Source organism: Cruoricaptor ignavus (assembly GCF_014961145.1).
Taxonomy (GTDB): domain Bacteria; phylum Bacteroidota; class Bacteroidia; order Flavobacteriales; family Weeksellaceae; genus Cruoricaptor; species Cruoricaptor ignavus.
The window spans coordinates 1,684,212-1,702,259 of sequence record NZ_CP063145.1; the positions used below are offsets into that span (position 1 = coordinate 1,684,212).

At 46.4% G+C, this 18,048-nt stretch carries 20 protein-coding genes; 8 read left to right on the forward strand and 12 right to left on the reverse strand.

The window, feature by feature from the left end:
* Window positions 1-12 precede the first annotated feature (12 nt).
* Window positions 13-1,155: a glycosyltransferase gene (locus IMZ16_RS08105; protein WP_193439627.1), complete on the forward strand. Its 1,143-nt coding sequence runs from the start codon at window positions 13-15 to the stop codon at window positions 1,153-1,155.
* Here IMZ16_RS08105 and rocD read toward each other — a convergent pair whose 3' ends face one another.
* From rocD to pdxA, 9 genes are all read right to left on the reverse strand, one after another.
* Window positions 1,156-2,403, reverse strand: a complete 1,248-nt coding sequence (gene rocD / locus IMZ16_RS08110) for an ornithine--oxo-acid transaminase (RefSeq protein WP_193439628.1) — start codon at window positions 2,401-2,403, stop codon at window positions 1,156-1,158. It lies immediately after the preceding gene.
* A gap of 18 nt (window positions 2,404-2,421) precedes the next feature.
* Window positions 2,422-2,496: a hypothetical protein gene (locus IMZ16_RS10445; protein WP_262891540.1), complete on the reverse strand. Its 75-nt coding sequence runs from the start codon at window positions 2,494-2,496 to the stop codon at window positions 2,422-2,424.
* On the reverse strand, window positions 2,493-2,699 hold the full coding sequence (locus tag IMZ16_RS08115) for a type II toxin-antitoxin system RelE/ParE family toxin (RefSeq protein ID WP_262891495.1): 207 nt from the start codon (window positions 2,697-2,699) through the stop codon (window positions 2,493-2,495). Before IMZ16_RS08115 ends, IMZ16_RS10445 begins: the two co-directional genes overlap by 4 nt.
* A complete protein-coding gene (locus tag IMZ16_RS08120; protein WP_193439629.1) occupies window positions 2,696-2,926 on the reverse strand; it encodes a DUF2683 family protein in 231 nt (76 codons plus the stop codon). The genes IMZ16_RS08115 and IMZ16_RS08120 overlap by 4 nt, the downstream gene beginning before the upstream one ends.
* Window positions 2,927-2,997: 71 nt before the next feature.
* Window positions 2,998-4,350 carry an acetyl-CoA carboxylase biotin carboxylase subunit gene (accC, locus tag IMZ16_RS08125; RefSeq protein ID WP_193439630.1) on the reverse strand — a complete coding sequence of 451 codons (1,353 nt, stop codon included), beginning with the start codon at window positions 4,348-4,350 and terminating at the stop codon, window positions 2,998-3,000.
* 71 nt (window positions 4,351-4,421) lie between these two features.
* Complete coding sequence (gene accB / locus IMZ16_RS08130) at window positions 4,422-4,925, reverse strand: acetyl-CoA carboxylase biotin carboxyl carrier protein (protein WP_193439631.1); 504 nt, start codon at window positions 4,923-4,925, stop codon at window positions 4,422-4,424.
* A gap of 97 nt (window positions 4,926-5,022) precedes the next feature.
* Complete coding sequence (gene rpmF / locus IMZ16_RS08135; RefSeq protein WP_073178744.1) at window positions 5,023-5,226, reverse strand: 50S ribosomal protein L32; 204 nt, start codon at window positions 5,224-5,226, stop codon at window positions 5,023-5,025.
* 57 nt (window positions 5,227-5,283) lie between these two features.
* The gene (locus IMZ16_RS08140) at window positions 5,284-5,817 is read right to left on the reverse strand and encodes a YceD family protein (protein WP_193439632.1); all 534 of its coding nucleotides are present in this window, start codon (window positions 5,815-5,817) and stop codon (window positions 5,284-5,286) included.
* 59 nt (window positions 5,818-5,876) lie between these two features.
* On the reverse strand, window positions 5,877-6,962 hold the full coding sequence (gene pdxA, locus IMZ16_RS08145; RefSeq protein ID WP_193439633.1) for a 4-hydroxythreonine-4-phosphate dehydrogenase PdxA: 1,086 nt from the start codon (window positions 6,960-6,962) through the stop codon (window positions 5,877-5,879).
* An 84-nt stretch (window positions 6,963-7,046) separates the two neighbouring features.
* Here pdxA and IMZ16_RS08150 point away from each other — a divergent pair, with 84 nt between their 5' ends.
* From IMZ16_RS08150 to IMZ16_RS08160, 3 genes are read left to right on the forward strand one after another with little or no spacing between them, the layout of a single operon-like run.
* Window positions 7,047-7,637, forward strand: coding sequence for a riboflavin synthase (locus IMZ16_RS08150; protein WP_193439634.1), 591 nt, complete (start codon window positions 7,047-7,049; stop codon window positions 7,635-7,637).
* Window positions 7,624-9,075, forward strand: coding sequence for a sensor histidine kinase (locus IMZ16_RS08155; protein WP_073178752.1), 1,452 nt, complete (start codon window positions 7,624-7,626; stop codon window positions 9,073-9,075). The genes IMZ16_RS08150 and IMZ16_RS08155 overlap by 14 nt, the downstream gene beginning before the upstream one ends.
* Window positions 9,075-9,767: a tRNA1(Val) (adenine(37)-N6)-methyltransferase gene (locus IMZ16_RS08160; RefSeq protein WP_193439635.1), complete on the forward strand. Its 693-nt coding sequence runs from the start codon at window positions 9,075-9,077 to the stop codon at window positions 9,765-9,767. Before IMZ16_RS08155 ends, IMZ16_RS08160 begins: the two co-directional genes overlap by 1 nt.
* A 2-nt stretch (window positions 9,768-9,769) precedes the next feature.
* On the opposite strand, the gene IMZ16_RS08165 is transcribed toward IMZ16_RS08160, so the two are convergent.
* Together IMZ16_RS08165 and rpmH are read right to left on the reverse strand one after the other, a co-directional pair.
* Window positions 9,770-10,480 (reverse strand): cell division ATP-binding protein FtsE, encoded by a 711-nt coding sequence (locus IMZ16_RS08165; protein ID WP_193439636.1) that lies wholly within the window; start codon window positions 10,478-10,480, stop codon window positions 9,770-9,772.
* 127 nt (window positions 10,481-10,607) lie between these two features.
* Complete coding sequence (gene rpmH, locus IMZ16_RS08170; RefSeq protein ID WP_073178756.1) at window positions 10,608-10,763, reverse strand: 50S ribosomal protein L34; 156 nt, start codon at window positions 10,761-10,763, stop codon at window positions 10,608-10,610.
* Window positions 10,764-10,926: 163 nt separating this feature from the next.
* Between rpmH and IMZ16_RS08175 the strand changes: the two genes are divergently transcribed.
* The 4 genes from IMZ16_RS08175 (at window position 10,927) to IMZ16_RS08190 (ending at window position 17,202) form a co-directional block, all read left to right on the forward strand.
* A complete protein-coding gene (locus IMZ16_RS08175) occupies window positions 10,927-13,746 on the forward strand; it encodes a hypothetical protein (RefSeq protein ID WP_193439637.1) in 2,820 nt (939 codons plus the stop codon).
* 27 nt (window positions 13,747-13,773) lie between these two features.
* Window positions 13,774-14,364, forward strand: coding sequence for a hypothetical protein (locus IMZ16_RS08180; RefSeq protein ID WP_193439638.1), 591 nt, complete (start codon window positions 13,774-13,776; stop codon window positions 14,362-14,364).
* Window positions 14,365-14,472: 108 nt separating this feature from the next.
* Entirely contained in the window at window positions 14,473-15,480 is a 1,008-nt protein-coding gene (locus IMZ16_RS08185; protein ID WP_193439639.1) for a DHH family phosphoesterase, read from the forward strand.
* A 207-nt stretch (window positions 15,481-15,687) separates the two neighbouring features.
* Window positions 15,688-17,202, forward strand: coding sequence for a T9SS-dependent choice-of-anchor J family protein (locus tag IMZ16_RS08190; protein WP_193439640.1), 1,515 nt, complete (start codon window positions 15,688-15,690; stop codon window positions 17,200-17,202).
* Window positions 17,203-17,254: 52 nt separating this feature from the next.
* Here IMZ16_RS08190 and IMZ16_RS08195 read toward each other — a convergent pair whose 3' ends face one another.
* A complete protein-coding gene (locus IMZ16_RS08195) occupies window positions 17,255-18,010 on the reverse strand; it encodes an alpha/beta fold hydrolase (RefSeq protein WP_193439641.1) in 756 nt (251 codons plus the stop codon).
* Window positions 18,011-18,048 lie beyond the last annotated feature (38 nt).

Genomic DNA, 18,048 nt, shown 5'->3' on the forward strand with positions numbered 1-18,048 from the left:
TTCCCAAAGCTAATGACCGCCGACAAAAAAAATTCCACGCCAATCGCTTTTTTCATCATCGATTATACTGCTTCAGGCGGTGTGGAAAAAGTAACGGCAGATTTAATGCAGGGCTTTGCTGATAAGGGTTTTACCAATCTTCATTTGCTTTCGCTTCAGCCGTCGAAGGAAATTCCTACGATGAATTTTCCGGTAAAATTTTATGCTAAAAATAATTTGGGTAAAAAAGAGAATTTCGAAAAAAATCTAACCAATTATTTAAAAAACAACAAAATTGAATTTCTGATTTTTCAGGGTGACAATATTAGTATTTCGCTGAAAATTCTACAGGTTTGCAACGCAATAAAGGTACAGGCTTATCCGCAGTATCACGGTTCGCCGTTTGCCTACCTTAAAAAATATTCTGATGCTGAGCGGAAAAATTGGGATAAGAAAATCGTGGCTGCACTGCAGTTTCCGTTTAAAAAAGCGAAATTAAAACGCTATATTTCAAATTCTAAAAACGGGATTTTTTGCGTGAGCGAAGGCTCTGCTAACGAACTGAAAAAAATATTTCCAAGTTTGGCGGATAAGGTTAAAGTCCGCCGAAATCCGATAAATTTTAATTTTCCAGGATTAGAAAAAAAGCAAAAAATCGTCAGTTTTTTATCAAGAATGGAAAATCGGCATAAGAACGCTTTTCTGAGTGTGAAGGCTTGGCAAAAAATCCACCGCAATTTTCCAGATTGGTCGCTACATTTGGCCGGTGAGGGCGCTTTGTTGAAAAAGATGAAACAATTTGCGGCTGAGCAAAATATCGAAAATATCGTTTTCCACGGCTTTCTGCAAAACCCTGAAAATCTTTTGGCAAAAAGCGCAATTTCCATCAGTTGTTCAAACTGCGAAGGCTACTCAATGTCCATTGCAGAAGCCATTGTGCACCGCAATGCCATTGCCGCAACGAAAAGTGACGGCGGAATTCAGGATATGCTGATCGACGGGCAAACTGCATTGCTTTCGCCGAAGAATGATGCCGAAGGTTTGGCGGAAAATATTGCCAGGCTTATCCAGGATTCAGATTTGCGCAGCCAGGTTGCTGAAGCGGCTTTAGAAAACTTGAAACAACAAATGCCGACTGATGTGCCGGCATTGTGGATAAATGAATTTTTTGGCTGATTATTTGCGAAATTCTAAGACCGTTTTTTCGATGATGCCTACACAATCCAGCAATTGCTCTTCTGTGATGACAAGCGGCGGTGCAAGGCGGATGATGTTTCCGTGCGTTGGTTTTGCGAGTAAACCATTGTTTTTCAGTTCGATACAAAGATTCCAAGCAGTAGGTGAGTGCTGAGAATCGTTGATGATGATGGCGTTCAGCAGGCCTTTTCCGCGCACATTTGAAACAAGGTCGGTTTTTGCAATAACCTTCCTGATTTCTTCCCTGAAAATTTGCCCAAGTTTTTCCGCTTTTTCGGAAAGCTGCTCTTCCTGCACCACATCCAGAGCAGCCATTGCCACAGCGCAAGCCAGCGGGTTTCCACCAAAAGTGGAGCCGTGCTGCCCAGGCCTTATCACATTCATAATGTGGTTGTTAGCCAGAACTGCGGACACCGGATACATACCGCCAGAAAGCGCTTTGCCGAGAATCAGAATGTCGGGCTGCACATTTTCGTGATGGCAGGCAATCAGTTTTCCGGTTCTTGCGATGCCTGTCTGAACTTCATCGGCTATGAAAAGTACATTGTGATTTTTGCAAATATCGTAAGCATTTTTTAGGAATCCTTCATCTGGAACAAAAACGCCTGCCTCACCCTGAATCGGTTCCACCAAAAACGCTGCGATGTTCTGCGCATCGTTCTTCAAAACATCCTCCAGTGCATCGGTATCGTTGTACGGAATCCTGATGAAGCCTGGTGTAAAAGGCCCGTAATTGTCGTGTGCATCGGTATCGTTCGAGAAGGAAACGATGGTGGTCGTTCTGCCGTGGAAATTATTTTCGCACACCACAACTTTGGCATTGTTCCCTTTGATGCCTTTCACTTCGTACGCCCATTTTCTCGCGAGTTTGATAGCGGTTTCCACTGCTTCTGCGCCGGAATTCATTGGCAGAACTTTGTCAAAACCGAAGAGTTCCGTGATTTTTTTTTCGTATTCACCAAGTTTGGAATTGTGGAAAGCACGGGAAGTTAGGGCCAAAGTTTGAGCCTGATTTGTCAGTGCTTCCACGATTTTGGGATGCGAATGTCCTTGATTTACAGCGGAATACGCTGAAAGAAAATCGTAGTACTTCTTGCCTTCCACATCCCAAACGAAAACGCCTTCTCCCTTTTCCAAAACAACCGGTAAAGGATGGTAGTTGTGCGCACCGTGCTTGTCTTCCAGCTCGATGAAATATTGTGAATTTTTTTGCGAAATATTTTCCATTTTAATAATTTTTGAAAGTTAATTGTTGTCATAATGTCCGTAGGCTGAAAGCACCAAAACCACTACCTTATCCTCCTGAATTTCGTAAATCAATCTATGCTTTTGTGATATTCTTCTTGACCAGGTTGGTTTCGAAAATGCTTTAGCTGTTCAGGTTTGCCAGTGCCAGATTTTGGGTGTTGTTCTAATTCTTCCAGAAGTTTGTAAAGCTTTCTCAAGCTGCCTTTGTCGCCAGATTTTTCTAGCCTTAGAATATCATCTTTGGCTTCCTGCGAAATTTCAACAGAATATTTCATAGGATACTTTTAAAAAGCTCCTGCTTCAATTCTGGTGTCAGCCTAATGGATTTCCCTTCTTCCGCTTGTTTGCGCGACTTCTCGATTTTCGCTAAAAATTCCTCCTTCGTCATTTTCGTTTCGTCTTTTTTGCGCTTCACCCTGAAATCCACATTCATTTCTTTGAACAATGATTTCAAAAGTGCCGACTGCTTCTTGCTTTCCGGGCTGATGATAATATCTTCCATCGCTTTGTTTTTTACAAATTTACTCAAATTTCTTTCAAACAAAAACTGCTTCCCGAGGGAAGCAGCACTTTTTAATAATCGTATTCTTTATCCATTTCAAAATCATCCATAAAGGCCGTGGTATAGTTGCCCTCAAGATACCGCTCATCATCCATCAGCTGCCTGTGGAACGGAATTGTGGTTTTCACACCTTCAATGTAAAACTCCTCCAAAGCCCGGCGCATTTTTGCAATCGCCTCTTCCCTTGTTTGGGCGGTGGTGATGAGCTTCGCAATCATCGAATCGTAATTCGGTGGAATGGTGTAGCCCGCGTAAACATGGGTATCCACCCTTACCCCGTGCCCACCAGGAATATTCAGTCCGGTGATCCTTCCCGGGCTTGGCCGGAAATCGTTGTAAGGATCTTCCGCATTGATCCGGCACTCTATGGAGTGAAGCTTCGGGTAATAATTTTTGCCGGAAATCTTAGCTCCCGCGGCGAGCATTATTTGCTCCCGGATGAGGTCGTAATCTACCACCTGCTCGGTAATTGGATGCTCCACCTGGATCCGCGTATTCATCTCCATAAAGTAGAAATTCCGATGTTTATCCACCAAAAACTCTATCGTGCCTACGCCTTCATAGCCGATGTATTCTGCAGCTTTCACGGCAGCCTCGCCCATTTTCTCGCGAAGTTCATCCGTCATAAATGGCGAAGGGGTTTCCTCCGTAAGTTTTTGATTCCTGCGCTGAACAGAGCAGTCTCTTTCCGAAAGATGGCAGGCTTTGCCATACTGATCACCAGCGACTTGTATTTCAATATGCCTCGGCTCTTCGATCAGTTTTTCCATATACATGCCCCCGTTGCCGAAGGCTGCCTCTGCCTCCATCACTGCAGAATCCCAGTTCTCCTTAAGTTCCTCTTCATTCCATACCCTGCGCATACCCTTGCCGCCGCCCCCTGCAGTAGCCTTAATCATCACGGGATATCCTATTTCTTCGGCAATTCTCACCGCATCATTATAGCTGTCAATCAGGCCGTCAGAGCCCGGTACGCACGGCACGCCTGCTTCCTTCATCGTAGCCTTGGCATTGGCTTTATCGCCCATTCTGTCGATTTGTTCCGGGGTAGCTCCAATGAATTTTATACCATTTTTTTGGCAAACTTTTGAAAATGTTGAATTTTCAGACAGGAAGCCATAGCCCGGATGAATAGCATCAGCATTCGTAATTTCTGCCGCGGCAATGATGTTTGGAATTTTAAGATAAGAATCCTTGCTCATAGCAGGCCCGATGCACACGGCTTCGTCCGCAAAGCGCACATGCAGGCTGTCCTTATCGGCTGTAGAATATACCGCTACCGTTTTGATGCCCATCTCCTTACAGGTTCGCAGGATGCGCATCGCAATTTCGCCGCGGTTAGCTATCAGTATTTTTTTGAACATTTCGGTAATTTTAAATTTTAGATGACAATGATGATCAACCTTCTGGTTTACAGACGGTTTTCACCTAAAATTTATGAAGGATCTACGAGGAATAGAGGCTGGTCGTACTCCACAGGAGTAGCGTCGTCCACTAGGATTTTTACGATTTTCCCGCTTACCTCGGATTCAATTTGGTTAAAGAGCTTCATAGCTTCTATTACGCAGACCACGGTGCCGGGAGCTACGGCGTCGCCAACCCCTACGAACACATCTTTGTCCGGGGATGGTTTCCGGTAAAATGTCCCGATCATCGGCGATTTTATGGTGATAAATTTGCTCTCATCCTCAGCGGAGGTTTCCGGCTGAGATGGCACTTCCGGATGCGCCGGTGTAGCCGCCGCAGGAGGCGGAGCTACCACAGTGGAATGAACAGGCGGTGGGAAGCTGTGCGGAATCGGCTGTGCAAAACCCGTGTTCTCAGGAGTGTAGAGCGGAGTTTTAATTGTAATTTCGAAGTCCTTCGTTTTATACTTTACCTCGGAAACCTCCGCCTTGGAAACAAATTTAATTAAATTCTGTATTTCTCTGATGTCCATCTTTTCGGAAAATTATGGGCAAATGTAGCTAATTTACGCAAAAAATCACTCATCTTTCTCAGAAAACGAGTGATTTGTATGAAATGATTTCAGTATTTTAGATTTCCTCCGTCTGCTCGCTGGATTTCTCCATTACCACTTTGCCGCGGTAGTAGAGTTTCCCTTCGTGCCAGTGTGCTCTGTGGAACAGGTGTAGTTCGCCGGTGGTAGCGTCTTTCGCCAGAGTAGGGCGCTCCGCCTTGTAGTGCGTTCTGCGCTTATCTCTTCTTGTGGATGACTGTCGTCTCTTAGGATGTGCCATTTTCTTTTTATTTTTAATTGATGAGCGATGAGATGCCATCATCTCATCATTAAATACTTAATTTTTATTTTTCAGATTTTTCAATGCAGCCCAGCGAGGATCTATAGTCGTTTCATCATAGTTCTCCTCCACCGGAACTTCGCTTACGCTGTACCGCTCAACAAGCTTGAAATCTTCCTCCGTAGCCTGCGGGCTGATTTTCTTCATCGGTACCGAAAGCATTACCTCTTCGTAAATGAGCTGTGCCACATTAAAAGCGTGGTTCCCTGCAGGGATGGTGATCACCTCCTCATTACTGTCATCATATTCCTCGCCAAATTTTACAAGGACTTTTATGCTGCTGTCGATATCGTAATCAAACGGGTCAGCAGTAATGTCGCATATCAGCTTAATAACCCCGTATGTGCGTACTGTAAATTCCAGAAAAGTGGAATGCTTGTCCAGCAATACATCCGCGGTCAGTCTCGGGTTGGTAAATTCTCTTTCGGTATCAAAAAGTTCAAAGAACGCCTCGCTTATCTCAAATCGGAATGAGTGCTTCCCAGTTTTCAGGCCGGAGAACTCTACATCATAGTTTCTTAACCTGTCCATAATTGAGTGTGCAAAAGTATTAATAATTTGCTAAACTGCAAAATGTTACAGCTAAAAAATTAAGCCTCTTCCGCCGGCAGGTCCTCATCCACATCATTTTCTGCAGCAGATTTCCTGGTTCGGAGCTGCCCGGAGGTAAGTTCCGCATACTCCGTGCGGTTTTTAAAAATTTTAATTCCGGCGAAAATCGCTTCCGAAAAACTGCGCTCATCCGCCAAATTTTGCCCGGCAATGTCGTAGGCCACACCGTGATCCGGCGAGGTGCGTACGAAGGGCAATCCTGCGGTAAAATTCACCCCATCTGCATAGTTCAGAGTTTTGAATGGCGCGAGCCCCTGGTCGTGGTACATCGCGAGTACCGCATCAAACCGGCTGTATTTCGACGGCTGGAAGAAACTGTCGGCAGGGTAGGGGCCAAATGCCAGCACGCCCTGCCCGCGCATTTCCTCAATCACCGGGGAGATGATTTCTATCTCCTCCCTGCCTATGGAGCCCCCGTCGCCGGCATGCGGGTTCAGCCCCAGTACCGCAATTTTTGGCTTTTCGATGCTAAAATCCTCTCTCAGCGATTGGTGCAGAATCTTAATCTGCTTGCGGAGCCGCTCCTTTGTAATGCTCTGCGCCACCTGCGAGATGGGGATATGGTGCGTGGAAACTGCTACCTTCAGATTGTCGGTCACGAGGAACATCAGGCTGTTTTTCCCAGATTTCTCCTCCAGGTAGGTGGTATGCCCGGCGTGGCGGAAGCCAAGTTTCAGCATTTCATCTTTGTTGATGGGCGCCGTCACCAGGATATCCACTTCGCCTGCCATCAGGGCATTTGTAGCGGCTTCCAGGGAGTCGATCGCCATTCTGGTTGATTCTTCCGTAGGCGCGCCAAGGCTCACGCTCACGCTGTCTTTCCAGAGGTTTACCATATTCAGCTGCCCTTCCTGCGCGCGGGATGCCTCCGTGATGTAGTTGTAGGTCTGCTGTATTTTAAAAATATTTTTCTGATAAGTGAACAGCTTGCCGGAGCCGAAAATCACGGGGGTAAAAAGCTCCGTGATGGCTTTGTCCTTTAATGATTTAATGATGATTTCCGGACCGATGCCATTAAAATCCCCCACAGAGATGCCCACCCGTATTTTGCGGTTTTTGGTCATTTATTTATCTTTGAATTCTGATTCTGCGGCAAATTTATTATTTAATTTTATAATATTTCTGCCGCTTCGGTTAGCCGTTTTGAAATGTTTACAGGAATTATAGAAAGTACCGCCACCGTAATGCATCTGGAGCACGGCGGCTCGAACATCACCTTTACCCTGCAGGTGCCCTTTGCCAAAGAATTAAAAACCGACCAGAGCGTGGCGCACGATGGCTGCTGCCTTACTGTAGAGGCGGTGGAGGGAGATATGTACAAGGTAACTGCGATAGACGAGACCCTGCGAAAAACAGCCATCTCCGGATGGAAGCCCGGAACCATGGTGAATGCGGAACGCTGCGTGAAGCTGGGCGATAGGCTGGATGGCCACCTCGTGCAGGGGCATGTGGATGCGGTGGGCGTTATCGAAAGCATTGAGGACCGCGGCGGAAGCCATTTCATAACAATAAATTACGATGCTGATTTCATCACGGTGCCCCAGGGTAGTATCGCGGTAAACGGGATCAGCCTGACGGTGGCGCAAAGCGGCGGGCGTAAGTTTTCCGTGGCTATCATCCCCTATACCTGGGAGTTTACCAACCTGAAATATCTCCGCGCGGGCAGCCGCGTGAATCTTGAGTTTGACATCATCGGGAAATATTTAGCAAAATTCTCAGCGGGATATGCCGGCAGGTAATTACAGCGGTTTCAGCCTGCGCAACAGGATTTTTGCAGCGATGATGAGCATCACCTTCCTCGCCCTGCTGCTTACCTCGGCGGTGTCTTACATCATACTGAAGAAAAATCTGGAGGAGCAGAGCGCGGCAGATATGCGCCGGAAGGCGGATGCGATGATGGCCTCGCTGGACTACGCCGTAAGCGAGAAAAAACTCGAAACTGAAGATCTGCCGGTGGTGCTTCAAAATAAAATTTACGAAATCGCCGATATCAGCAAGCACGATGTGCTGCTGTACGACCTGAAAGGTAACTTCTTGGTTTCCAACAGGGAAGGTGATAAATCATCGGCCAAGAAACTCCCGGAGGGCATTACCGACGAGGTTTTGATGAAGGAAAGAATTACCCACAAGGAGCGGGATCCGCAGACCGGCCAGGAATTCTACTCCTCCTATATTATCCTGAAAAACAATGTGCTGGAGCCCGTCGCGATCGTCTATTTCCCATATTATCATAACGCAGGCCTGTACCGCGAGGTGATGAATCAGGGGTTGAAGTACATCATCCTCGTGAATGCGGTCATCATATCTCTCGCGCTGCTGGCCAGCTACCGCATCTCCCGCCGCCTTACCAACAAACTGACGATATTTACGGAAAAAGTGGAGGGCATTAACCTGATGTCCAACGACCTGCAGCCCATAAAATATTATAAAAATGATGAGCTGAATATTCTTGTAAAAGCATACAACAAAATGATTCTGGAGATACAGGATCAGAAGGACAGGCTGGCGCACATAGAGCGCGAGGGCGCCTGGAAGGAAATGGCGAAGCAGGTGGCGCACGAGGTGAAAAACCCGCTGACGCCGATGCGGCTGACCGTCCAGAATTTCGAGCGGAAATTTGACCCGGAAGATCCGAAAATCCGAGAGAAGGTCAAAAAAATGAGCACAATGGTGATCGATCAGATAGACCTCATCGCCACCGTAGCCACCGCGTTCTCCCAATTTGCGCAGCTCCCGGAGCGCAACGATGAGGTTTTCAACCTGAATGCAGAGGTACAGAAGGTACTCGATGTTTTTAATGATGAGAATGTCTTTATGCACGCCAACCGGGAGAATATCATGATAAAGATGGATAAAATCTACCTGAACAGGATCGTGACCAATCTCGTGACCAACGCCCGCCAGGCCGCAAGGGAGGGCGTGGAGCCGATAATAAATGTGGATCTCGAGCAGATACAGAAACGAATTACCCTCACGGTGGAGGACAACGGCACGGGCATCCCGGAAGATAAAATCGGCCGGATTTTTGAGCCGAATTTTACCTCAAAATCTTCCGGTATGGGGCTTGGGCTTACGATGGTAAAGCGTATGGTGCAGGATGGAGGCGGGGAAATCCGAGTGGAAACGGAGCTGGGGAAGGGCACGAAATTCATCATCACCCTGCCGAGCAACCTGTGATGGAAGTTTTCCGGCTGCAGCAGTTTTCCGTAAGGCAATCGGTGGAAGTTTTCCGTGTGGGAACTGATGCGATGCTCCTCGGCGCAATGGCTGATGTGCCAGGGAAAAAATCTGCGCTGGAAATTGGCACCGGTACTGGAATTATCAGTTTGATTTTGGCGCAAAGAAATCCGCAGCTTAAAATTCTGGCAATCGATATTGATGAAAAAGCGGCAGATCTCGCCGAAGAAAATTTCCGCAACTCGGTTTTTAGCGACAGGCTTTCCGTTCAGCAGGCTGATTTTAATTTTTTCAATCCTGAAGAAAAATTTGACCTGATTATTTCGAATCCACCGTTTTTCGACGAGAATAATTCTGCAAAAGACAAAATTGCACGGCAGAAAGTTGCGCTGAGTTTTGAGGATTTAATTCAGAAGTCTGCGGATTTGCTAAGGGAAGAAGGCGTTTTTTCTGTAATTATTCCTTCCGCTGATTCTCAGCATTTCATTGATTTTGCTAAAAATTGCGGGCTGCACCTCATCCGAAAGATTAATATTTTCGGAATTGAAGGCGGAAGTTTGCGGCGCAACATTCTGGAATTTTCCCCTGCCAAAAAGGAATTTTCTGAACGGGATTTCACCATAGAAAAACGCCCGAGAACCTACTCGGACGAATATCTGGAACTCACGAAAGATTTGCATCTTTTCCGCTGAACTTACTCGAATAGCTCGGAAGTTTGCAGCACGGTTACCTTGCCGTCTTCACAGCGAATCGCTTCTCCCGGGAAATTCTGGATCATATGGTAATCGTGCGTTGCCATCACCACCGCAGCGTGGTTTTCGGCTGCCACCTGTTTCAGCACCGTCATAATCTCGTTGGAAGTTTCCGGGTCGAGATTTCCGGTAGGCTCATCGGCCAGAATTAACTTCGGATGGTTCAGCAGCGCCCTTGCAATGGCCACCCTCTGCTGTTCTCCGCCGGAAAGTTCGTGCGGCATTTTGTGGCGCTTGCTCTTCATCCCAACACTTGCCAAAACTTCGGAAATCCGCTCATCTATTTTGCGCTTGTCCTTCCAGCCTGTGGCCTCCAGCACGAAGCGCAGGTTGCGCTCAACATTTCTGTCCGGCAGAAGCTGGAAATCCTGGAACACGATGCCGAGATGCCGGCGCAAATTCGGGACATCGGAAGTGCGGAGTTTCTCCAGATCGAAGCCCACCACCTGGCCTTGCCCTGCTGTAAGCGGAATCTGGCCGTAGAGTGTTTTCAGCAGGGAGCTTTTTCCTGAGCCCGTTTTCCCGATGAGGTAGCAGAAGCGCCCCTTCTTCACGCTGATGTTCACATCGTTCAGCACGGTAAAATTTTTCTGCGCGATTTTGGCATTCTGCAGGCGGATGATGTTCTCACCTTCAATGTGGGTGTGTGGCATTTTTTAGAAATGAGAATCAAAAATAACCAAAACTTCCAACTTCGGAAATTTTTTGTGAAAATTTTAACAACAAAAAATGCCTGAAAAATTTCTTTTTCAAGCACGGGATTTTAATTGCTGTGCCCAGTTACCTTTTGGCGCGGCATACGCTTACCGAAAGCCTTTTGCGACCTTTTGCGCGCCTTGCGGCAAGCACCCTTCTGCCGTTCGGCGTGCTCATTCTTTCGCGGAAACCGTGCTTGTTTCTCCTCTTTCTATTGGATGGCTGGAATGTCCTTTTCATTTCAAATATCTTTTAGCGTAATACTGCCCTAAATTTTCAGACCGCAAAGATAAAACTTTTTTTTAAAATGTGCAAAAGAATTTTAGTCTTTAAATTTTATAGCAGAGAACTTTTTTATTTGTATTCAATCGTTTATCGTATATTTGCACACTAAATTTTTCAAATGAAGAAAATTCTCAACCTTTTATTCTTCCTGGCTACTGCGCTGCTTTATGCCCAGCTTGAAGATTTTACAGTAACCGCTACCAAGGTAAGGGATGTAGAGTGCCCGAACGCCGGAAGCATTTCCTGGGAAGTTTCCGGGAATACTACCGGTGTTATGATCTATACAGTGATAGATTCCCAGGGCAAAAAAGTTCTGTCCACAGATGAACTGCAAACGAGCAACCTACTGGCAGGAGACTTCCGCGTGGTGGCTACGCAGACTTCCGGGCAATATACCAAGCAGGCTACCAGTAATGTGGTGCACCTGGATAATAAATATATTCCGCTGGATATTACCAGTATATATGCGCAGCCTGCATACTGCGATAACGGAGTTATTTATGTATATGCCACAGGAACAGGAGAGCTAAAGTACAGCTATAGAAAAGAAGGGGAAACAAGCTGGGCAGAAACCAACACCACGGGTGAATTTGCCGGGCTTTCTGTTGGTACATACGAAATATTAGTGGTAGATGGGTGCGGTGCCTCACGCACAGGTGTAGCCGCAGTAAGCAAAGGGAGGTCCAGTTGGGGTGTTTCTACTCCTCGGCATGTAGTGATAGACTGCGAAAAGGTCGTTATAAATAATTATTTTAGGGGTATCATACCATATCCTTATACTGTAACTATTACAGCTAAAAATCCAAAAACAGGCCAAACGGAAACATTTGGATTAAATGAAGACGGAGAGCTCATAGTGCCATACTGGGTGGCAAACGAGGGCTATAGCCTTACAATAAAAGATAACTGCGGGAAGACAGTAACTAAAACAATAGGGAAGCCTAATAATGTGTATAGAATTTCTCAATTTGAAACCGGCAGTTGTGGTAATCCTTATCTTTCAATTGGGTCACCTTTAAATTTTACTAAGGCTTTCAGAGTGGTAAAATTTACTAAGGCTCCGTCAGGATTTAACCCACAGGAGCTAAATGACGACCACGGTAAGTTTTTAAATTCTCATACTTATGGAAAAGCTGATGGAGTACCTGTAGGCGACTACGAATTCATAATAGAGGATCAGTGCGGTGTGCGGACAACCCAGAGTATAACCATTACGCAATATGATGTTGTTAAAGATTTTATTGTAGAAACTAACTTTACATCTTTGTGTAATGCGCGGGCAGAGGCGCTTGTTGTATCCGGTCGGGAAGGAAGCGCTTATCAAATCGGGACTGTAAAAATCACCGCTGCCCCAGAGTCCTTCGTGGAAAAATATGGCGCTTTGCCGTATACAGTGCCAGAAGAATACTTCGGCGTGTCCCGCGGGTCCGGACGGCGCATTATGCAATTGCCGGTAGATTTAGAGATGGGTAAAACTGAAAGCTTCAGCATAGAAGTAACCCCTGAATGCGGCGACGGCTTTACATATCAGCGTACTATCGAAGTCACAAACCAACCGCTTACTATCCCTGATCCCCCAACCATAGAAGATTATTGTGACGCAGTAATATTCCGCAGTAATGCAGAAATCCAAAAATATTCACCTGAAATGGGCTGGGGTTGGGATGACGGTAATGGATTTAAAGAAGGAAAATCTAAAAATATAAACAGTGACTATGTCTTCCGAGAGCCCGGTAAATACAGAGCTATCGATATGCGACTATATTATACCCTAATAAATGGCGTGTACTACGACAAGTACTGCCCACCGACACCATTAAAAGAATTTACCATAGGTGAAGGAAACCTAAAGTTCATTAATGCCTATGCATTTCCTTGCGAGGATGGGAAGCATACCTTAGCCATAGCAGCGGAAGGCACAGGGCTGCAGTATGCGCTGGTATCCGGCCAGAATAGTGATGCCACGCTACTTACTGAGTATCAAGATACGCCACACTTCACCGGCCTTCCGGGCGGCACCTATTTCATAAGGATAAAGGACAGCTGTGGCAACTTTATTACAGAAAAGAAAGAAATTACCCAGCTCAACCAGCCAGAAATAGAGGTAAGCGGCAGCTGTGAGGATGGTAAATCCAACTTCCATCTGCAGATCAGCGCGCTGGATTTCCTTCAATTCAAATGGTATAAGTATAAAGATGCCCAGGGCAACCTTATAGAGAATCCTCAGATTATTTCCACCGAATCATTTATTGATATAGTAGACTTTAAACCAGAAGACGCAGGAACCTATAAAGTTGAAATAAGTTCAGATGATGCCACAGCCTGCGTGGAGGGCTCTGAAGTAGTAATCTTTAGCCCGGATGCCGCTACCAACCCTAAGGCAGGCACCGGCAAAACAGTTGAGATAAACTATGACGGTAGCCAGCAGTCACTCCTAAATCTTTTCGATTACCTGGAGGGAAGCTACGACAGCTTCGGTACCTGGGAGGAAGTCGGCTCCATAAAAAGCTATATGCAGGAAGGAAATTATTTCGATATTACCTGGGCTGGCAATGGCACTTACCAGTTCCGATATACTGTAAATGCAGTGTGCGGCGGCGGTAGCGACAGCACGGTAGTAACTATCCACCTTAATAAGCTGTGCTACAAAGAGCCGAAAACCGATGGCACTAAGCGGCCAACGCTGGCAGGCATCACAGCTTTAGAAAGGGCGGGCACACTGAGTGGTGATAACTGGCCTATGGTGCGCCAGAGCGGATGGGTTGCCCTGGAAGCCAATAAAAAAGGATTTGTATTGAATAGGCTTAGTACAGCGCAAATTAACGCGATTGCGAATCCGCAAGCCGGAATGATGGCGTACGATACCGATGAGAAGTGCATGAAAATCTACGACGGCACTGGATGGAAGTGCCTAACGAAGCAAACCTGCCCGAATTAATTAAAAATTCTAACGAAATTTCTTAAAATGAAAAAAGCGATTGTAATATTAACACTTGGAATATTCGGATGGTCTTCAGCGCAGGTAGCCTTTGGCAAGGATGAGATTTCTCACCCGTCTGCCTCGCTGGAATTTGGAAACGGTGCCAAGGGACTCATTCTGCCGTATGCAAATTCTGTGTCTGCACTGGCTGATACAGAAGCAGGCCAACAGGTGGTACCCGGTACGCTGATTTACGATGCATCGGACAACATCATACGCTACTGCAAAGAGGGCGATTGTGCGGATAAAGCGCAGTGGTTGGACCTCAGCAAAAATGTTCAGAATGTAAAGTATCGGGATGTGGCTATTGCTGATACTACGGGAAAGGTAGATTTAAGCATTCAAAACGGGAAAACAGATAATAAATCTGCAAGGGTGGTAATTGGCTCCAATGAGGATGCGGAAGAAGCCTCCGGCATCCTGGTGCTTTCAGATACGGACAAAGTAATGATTCTACCAAAAATGGAAAGTCCGCACCTGAACATCATCAATCCAGAGCCAGGCACCATCGCTTACGACACAAAGGCCAACCAAGTAGCGGTGTTTAACGGCACCGTTTGGAGCTTCTGGCGATAAAACTGCGCTATTGACTCGCATTCTTGAAACTCTGCTAAGATTTTAGCAGAGTTTTTATTACCAATTCTGATCGCCAAACGCTTTTAACTTTTCCTTTATCTTTGCCCAATGTTTACAGCTGCAGAAATTTTAGATATCAATCAGCTTTTGGTGCCGGAAAATAAAATCGTCATCATCACGCACTACAATCCGGATGGCGATGCCATAGGGAGTTCGCTCGGGCTGAAGCATTACCTGAAGGCTAAAGGCCTTTCGCCAGAAGTGGTGGTGCCGAACGATTTCCCGAAATTCCTGAAATGGATGCCGGAAGCGAAGAAGATTACCATCGCAGATTATAAGCGAAAAAAGGCGGCAGAACTGATTGCGGAGGCCGATGTTCTTTTCATTCTAGATTTCAATGCGCCCATCCGTGCAGGCCAGCTTGTGGCACCTTGGATTGAAAAATCGCGCGCCAAAAAAATCCTTATCGACCATCATCAGCAGCCGGAAAATTTCGACTTCGTATATTCCGATGTCACGATTCCCGCCACATCTCAGATGGTTTACCACTTCATCGAAGCGATGGAAGAAGAGCGGCTGGTGAACCTGGAAATCGCGCAATGCCTGTACACCGGGATTATGACGGATACCGGCGGTTTCCGCTTCCGTTCTACTAGTGCTGCCACGCACAGAATCGTGGCCAACCTCATCGATAACGGTGCAGATCCTGCAATGATTTCCGGCAATACCTGGGATACCAACACGGTTTCGCGGCTGCATTTGCTTTCGCTGATTTTGGGCAGAATTGAAATCGTGAAGGATGGAAAGGTGGCGATACTCTGGCTGAAAAGGGATGAGCTGGAGCGCTACGGCTTCGAGAAGGGCGATACGGAAGGCTTTGTGAATTACGGGCTGAGTATTTCCGGTGTGAAGCTTTCGGCGTTTTTTATGGAGGATTTGTATGAAAATTTCATCAAGATATCCTTCCGCTCGAAAGATTTGGTGGATGTGAACCAGCTGGCGCGAAAGCATTTCAATGGCGGCGGGCACATCAATGCGGCGGGCGGTAAATATTATAAGGACATCTACGAAACTATTGAAGATTTCAAGGAAATAATCTTGGATGAAGAGTTTTAAACAATGGTTTAAAAATTTTAGGGAAAGCATAAGGGCTTTCCTTTTTTATTATAAATCTGGATATACTGTGCCAAATGCTGATCCATAAGCAGGTTTTAAAAATTATTAAAAAAAATTTGGTTGATTCAAAAATTTGTTTTTAAATTTGATGCACAATCATTAAATCTTTATCAAATAAAAAAACAATTACTTGCTGCGCTTGTTGCATTGCCACTAATTGCACACGCACAATTCACGGAAGGTTTCGATGCTGGAACCAAGCTTCCTGCAGGCTGGTCTGTAATCAACCAGGGTGATCCCAACGGTTTCGTTTTTGGCCCTGCAGCATCGGAATCCACTTACTCCCTGCCAAACGCTGCGTTCATTCAGTATCACGCTACAGCGCACGATGACTATCTGGTGACGCCGAAATTTACGGTAACTGCCGGCGCGACGGACAGGCTGAGCTATTTCGTGAAAAACCAAGACCCAAAGTATGTAGAAGACTATGCCGTGAAGCTTTCCACAACAGGTGCCACGGCTGCTGATTTTACGACCGTGCTAAAAGCTACCGAACCGGCACCAAGTGTTTGGACGAATGTGACCATCGACCTGAGCGCCTTCGTAGGGCAGGAGGTGTACATCGCTTTCCACGCCACCTCTGCGGATAAATTCCGCCTGCTTTTTGATGATATTTCCGTTGGTACGGCGCCTACCCAGGCACCAGCTGCCGTTACGCTGAAAACTCCTGCCAATGGCTCCACCTTAGCTACCTACAATAATGCAAGGCTCACCTGGCAAGTTGCCAATGCTCACCATAGCGATACTTATGAAGTATATTGCGATGATAAACCTAATCCTACCACTAAGATAAGCAACGGTAAGTTCTTCGCTAATGTTGATAAGCTGAAAGATAATACCACTTATTACTGGAAGGTTGTAGCGAAGAATGTTGTCGGCGAATCCGTTTCTGAAATCTACAATTTTACTACTGCTAAAAATCCGGCTTTACCATATTGCGGCCCAATCGTCTTTACGCAGTATGTGGACCCGATTTCTTCAGTTACCTTCGGAGGTATGACTAATACTTCATCAAGTTCCACAATAGGTCAGCCTTCCCACGAGTTTTTCCTGGATAAAATCGCAACCGTCTCTCAAGGATCAGAGCAGGAAATCGTATTCGCAGGGAACACCGCCGGTCCGTATACTTCCCGCTTTATAGTGTTTATTGACTGGGATCAGGATGGTAAATTCAACAATACCACCGAAACTTATTTCGCAACATCGACAGACAAAGTCACGCTTGCGAATTCCACCGGTGAGGACGGCAAAACCGCCAAAGGCGTAATAAAAGTGCCTGCCGATGCCAAGCTTGGCGAAACAAGGATGAGAATTAAGAAAAACGACGGCGCCGGACCATTTGCAAATCCTTGCTTCTCAGGAAATGGCAATAATGTAAATTTCGGTCAGGCAGAGGACTACACCGTGAAAGTAGTGAGCACACTTGGTCTTACAGAAGCGAAGGATGTGAAAACTACCATCTATCCAAACCCTGTGAAAGATGTGATGAACATCGGCACTGCGGATAAGGTACTGGCTGTGAGCATCTACTCTGCGGAAGGTAAGCTCGTAAAGACTACCGATGCTAAGTCCGTGAATGTAGCCGATTTGGCGAAAGGCGTTTACATCGTGAAGGTGAAGACCGATAAGGGCGAAACTACTCACAAGGTGGTGAAGGACTAAACCCTCGGTAATCTGCAAGACGAAGGACTGCTGTTTTACGGCAGTCCTTTCTTTATTTCAGTTCGCGGCAGATGATTTCCGCGCAGATTTCCGGGCGTTCCCAATGCCCATTGTGCGCGCAATCGAGGAGGTACGCCTTGATGTTCGCCTTATCCGGTAAGCCTTTCAGCGTGGCAAGGGAGTCAATGGCGGAATCGTGCCTGCCCAGCATTACCAAAATTTTCCCCTGAAATTCCTGCAAAACACTCTGGCGGTCTGGGCGTTCCATAATGCCCTTTACCGCTGCCAGTGCGCCCAGGTTGTTCGTTTGCAACGCCATTTCCTTCGCAATCTCCACCACGCCTTCCATCTCCTCCGCTTCGTGCGGGTGAAAATTCATCGGCACACCTGCCGCCACATAACGCTCGTATTCCTGCTCTATGATGCGGAAGCTTTTCCTGCGCGTCTCCTTTTTCTCCTCGCTATCTGGCAGATATGTTGAGAAAAACAAGGAGAATCCTGCCAAAACTTCCGGCCATTTTTCAGCGAAGGCTAAGGCGGTGTAGCCGCCCATACTGTGCCCCAGCAGGTAGAAATCCGTGAGGTTCAGCTCGTCCGTTACCTGCTTTACCTTGGTTGCCATCATTTCCACGGTAGAAATCTCGCCCGTCAGTTCTGATTTTCCGTGGCCTGGCAGGTCTATTTTCACGAGCCTGAAATCCTTTTCCAAGCGGCTTTGCATCCCGTCCCAAATGTGGCTGTTCTCCATCAGGCCGTGCAGCAGCACCAAAGTCTTATCCGCATTGCCAGAAATTTCATAGTGGAGCATAAGTATAAGTTTAAAAGTTTAAGGGTAATATTTAAGGC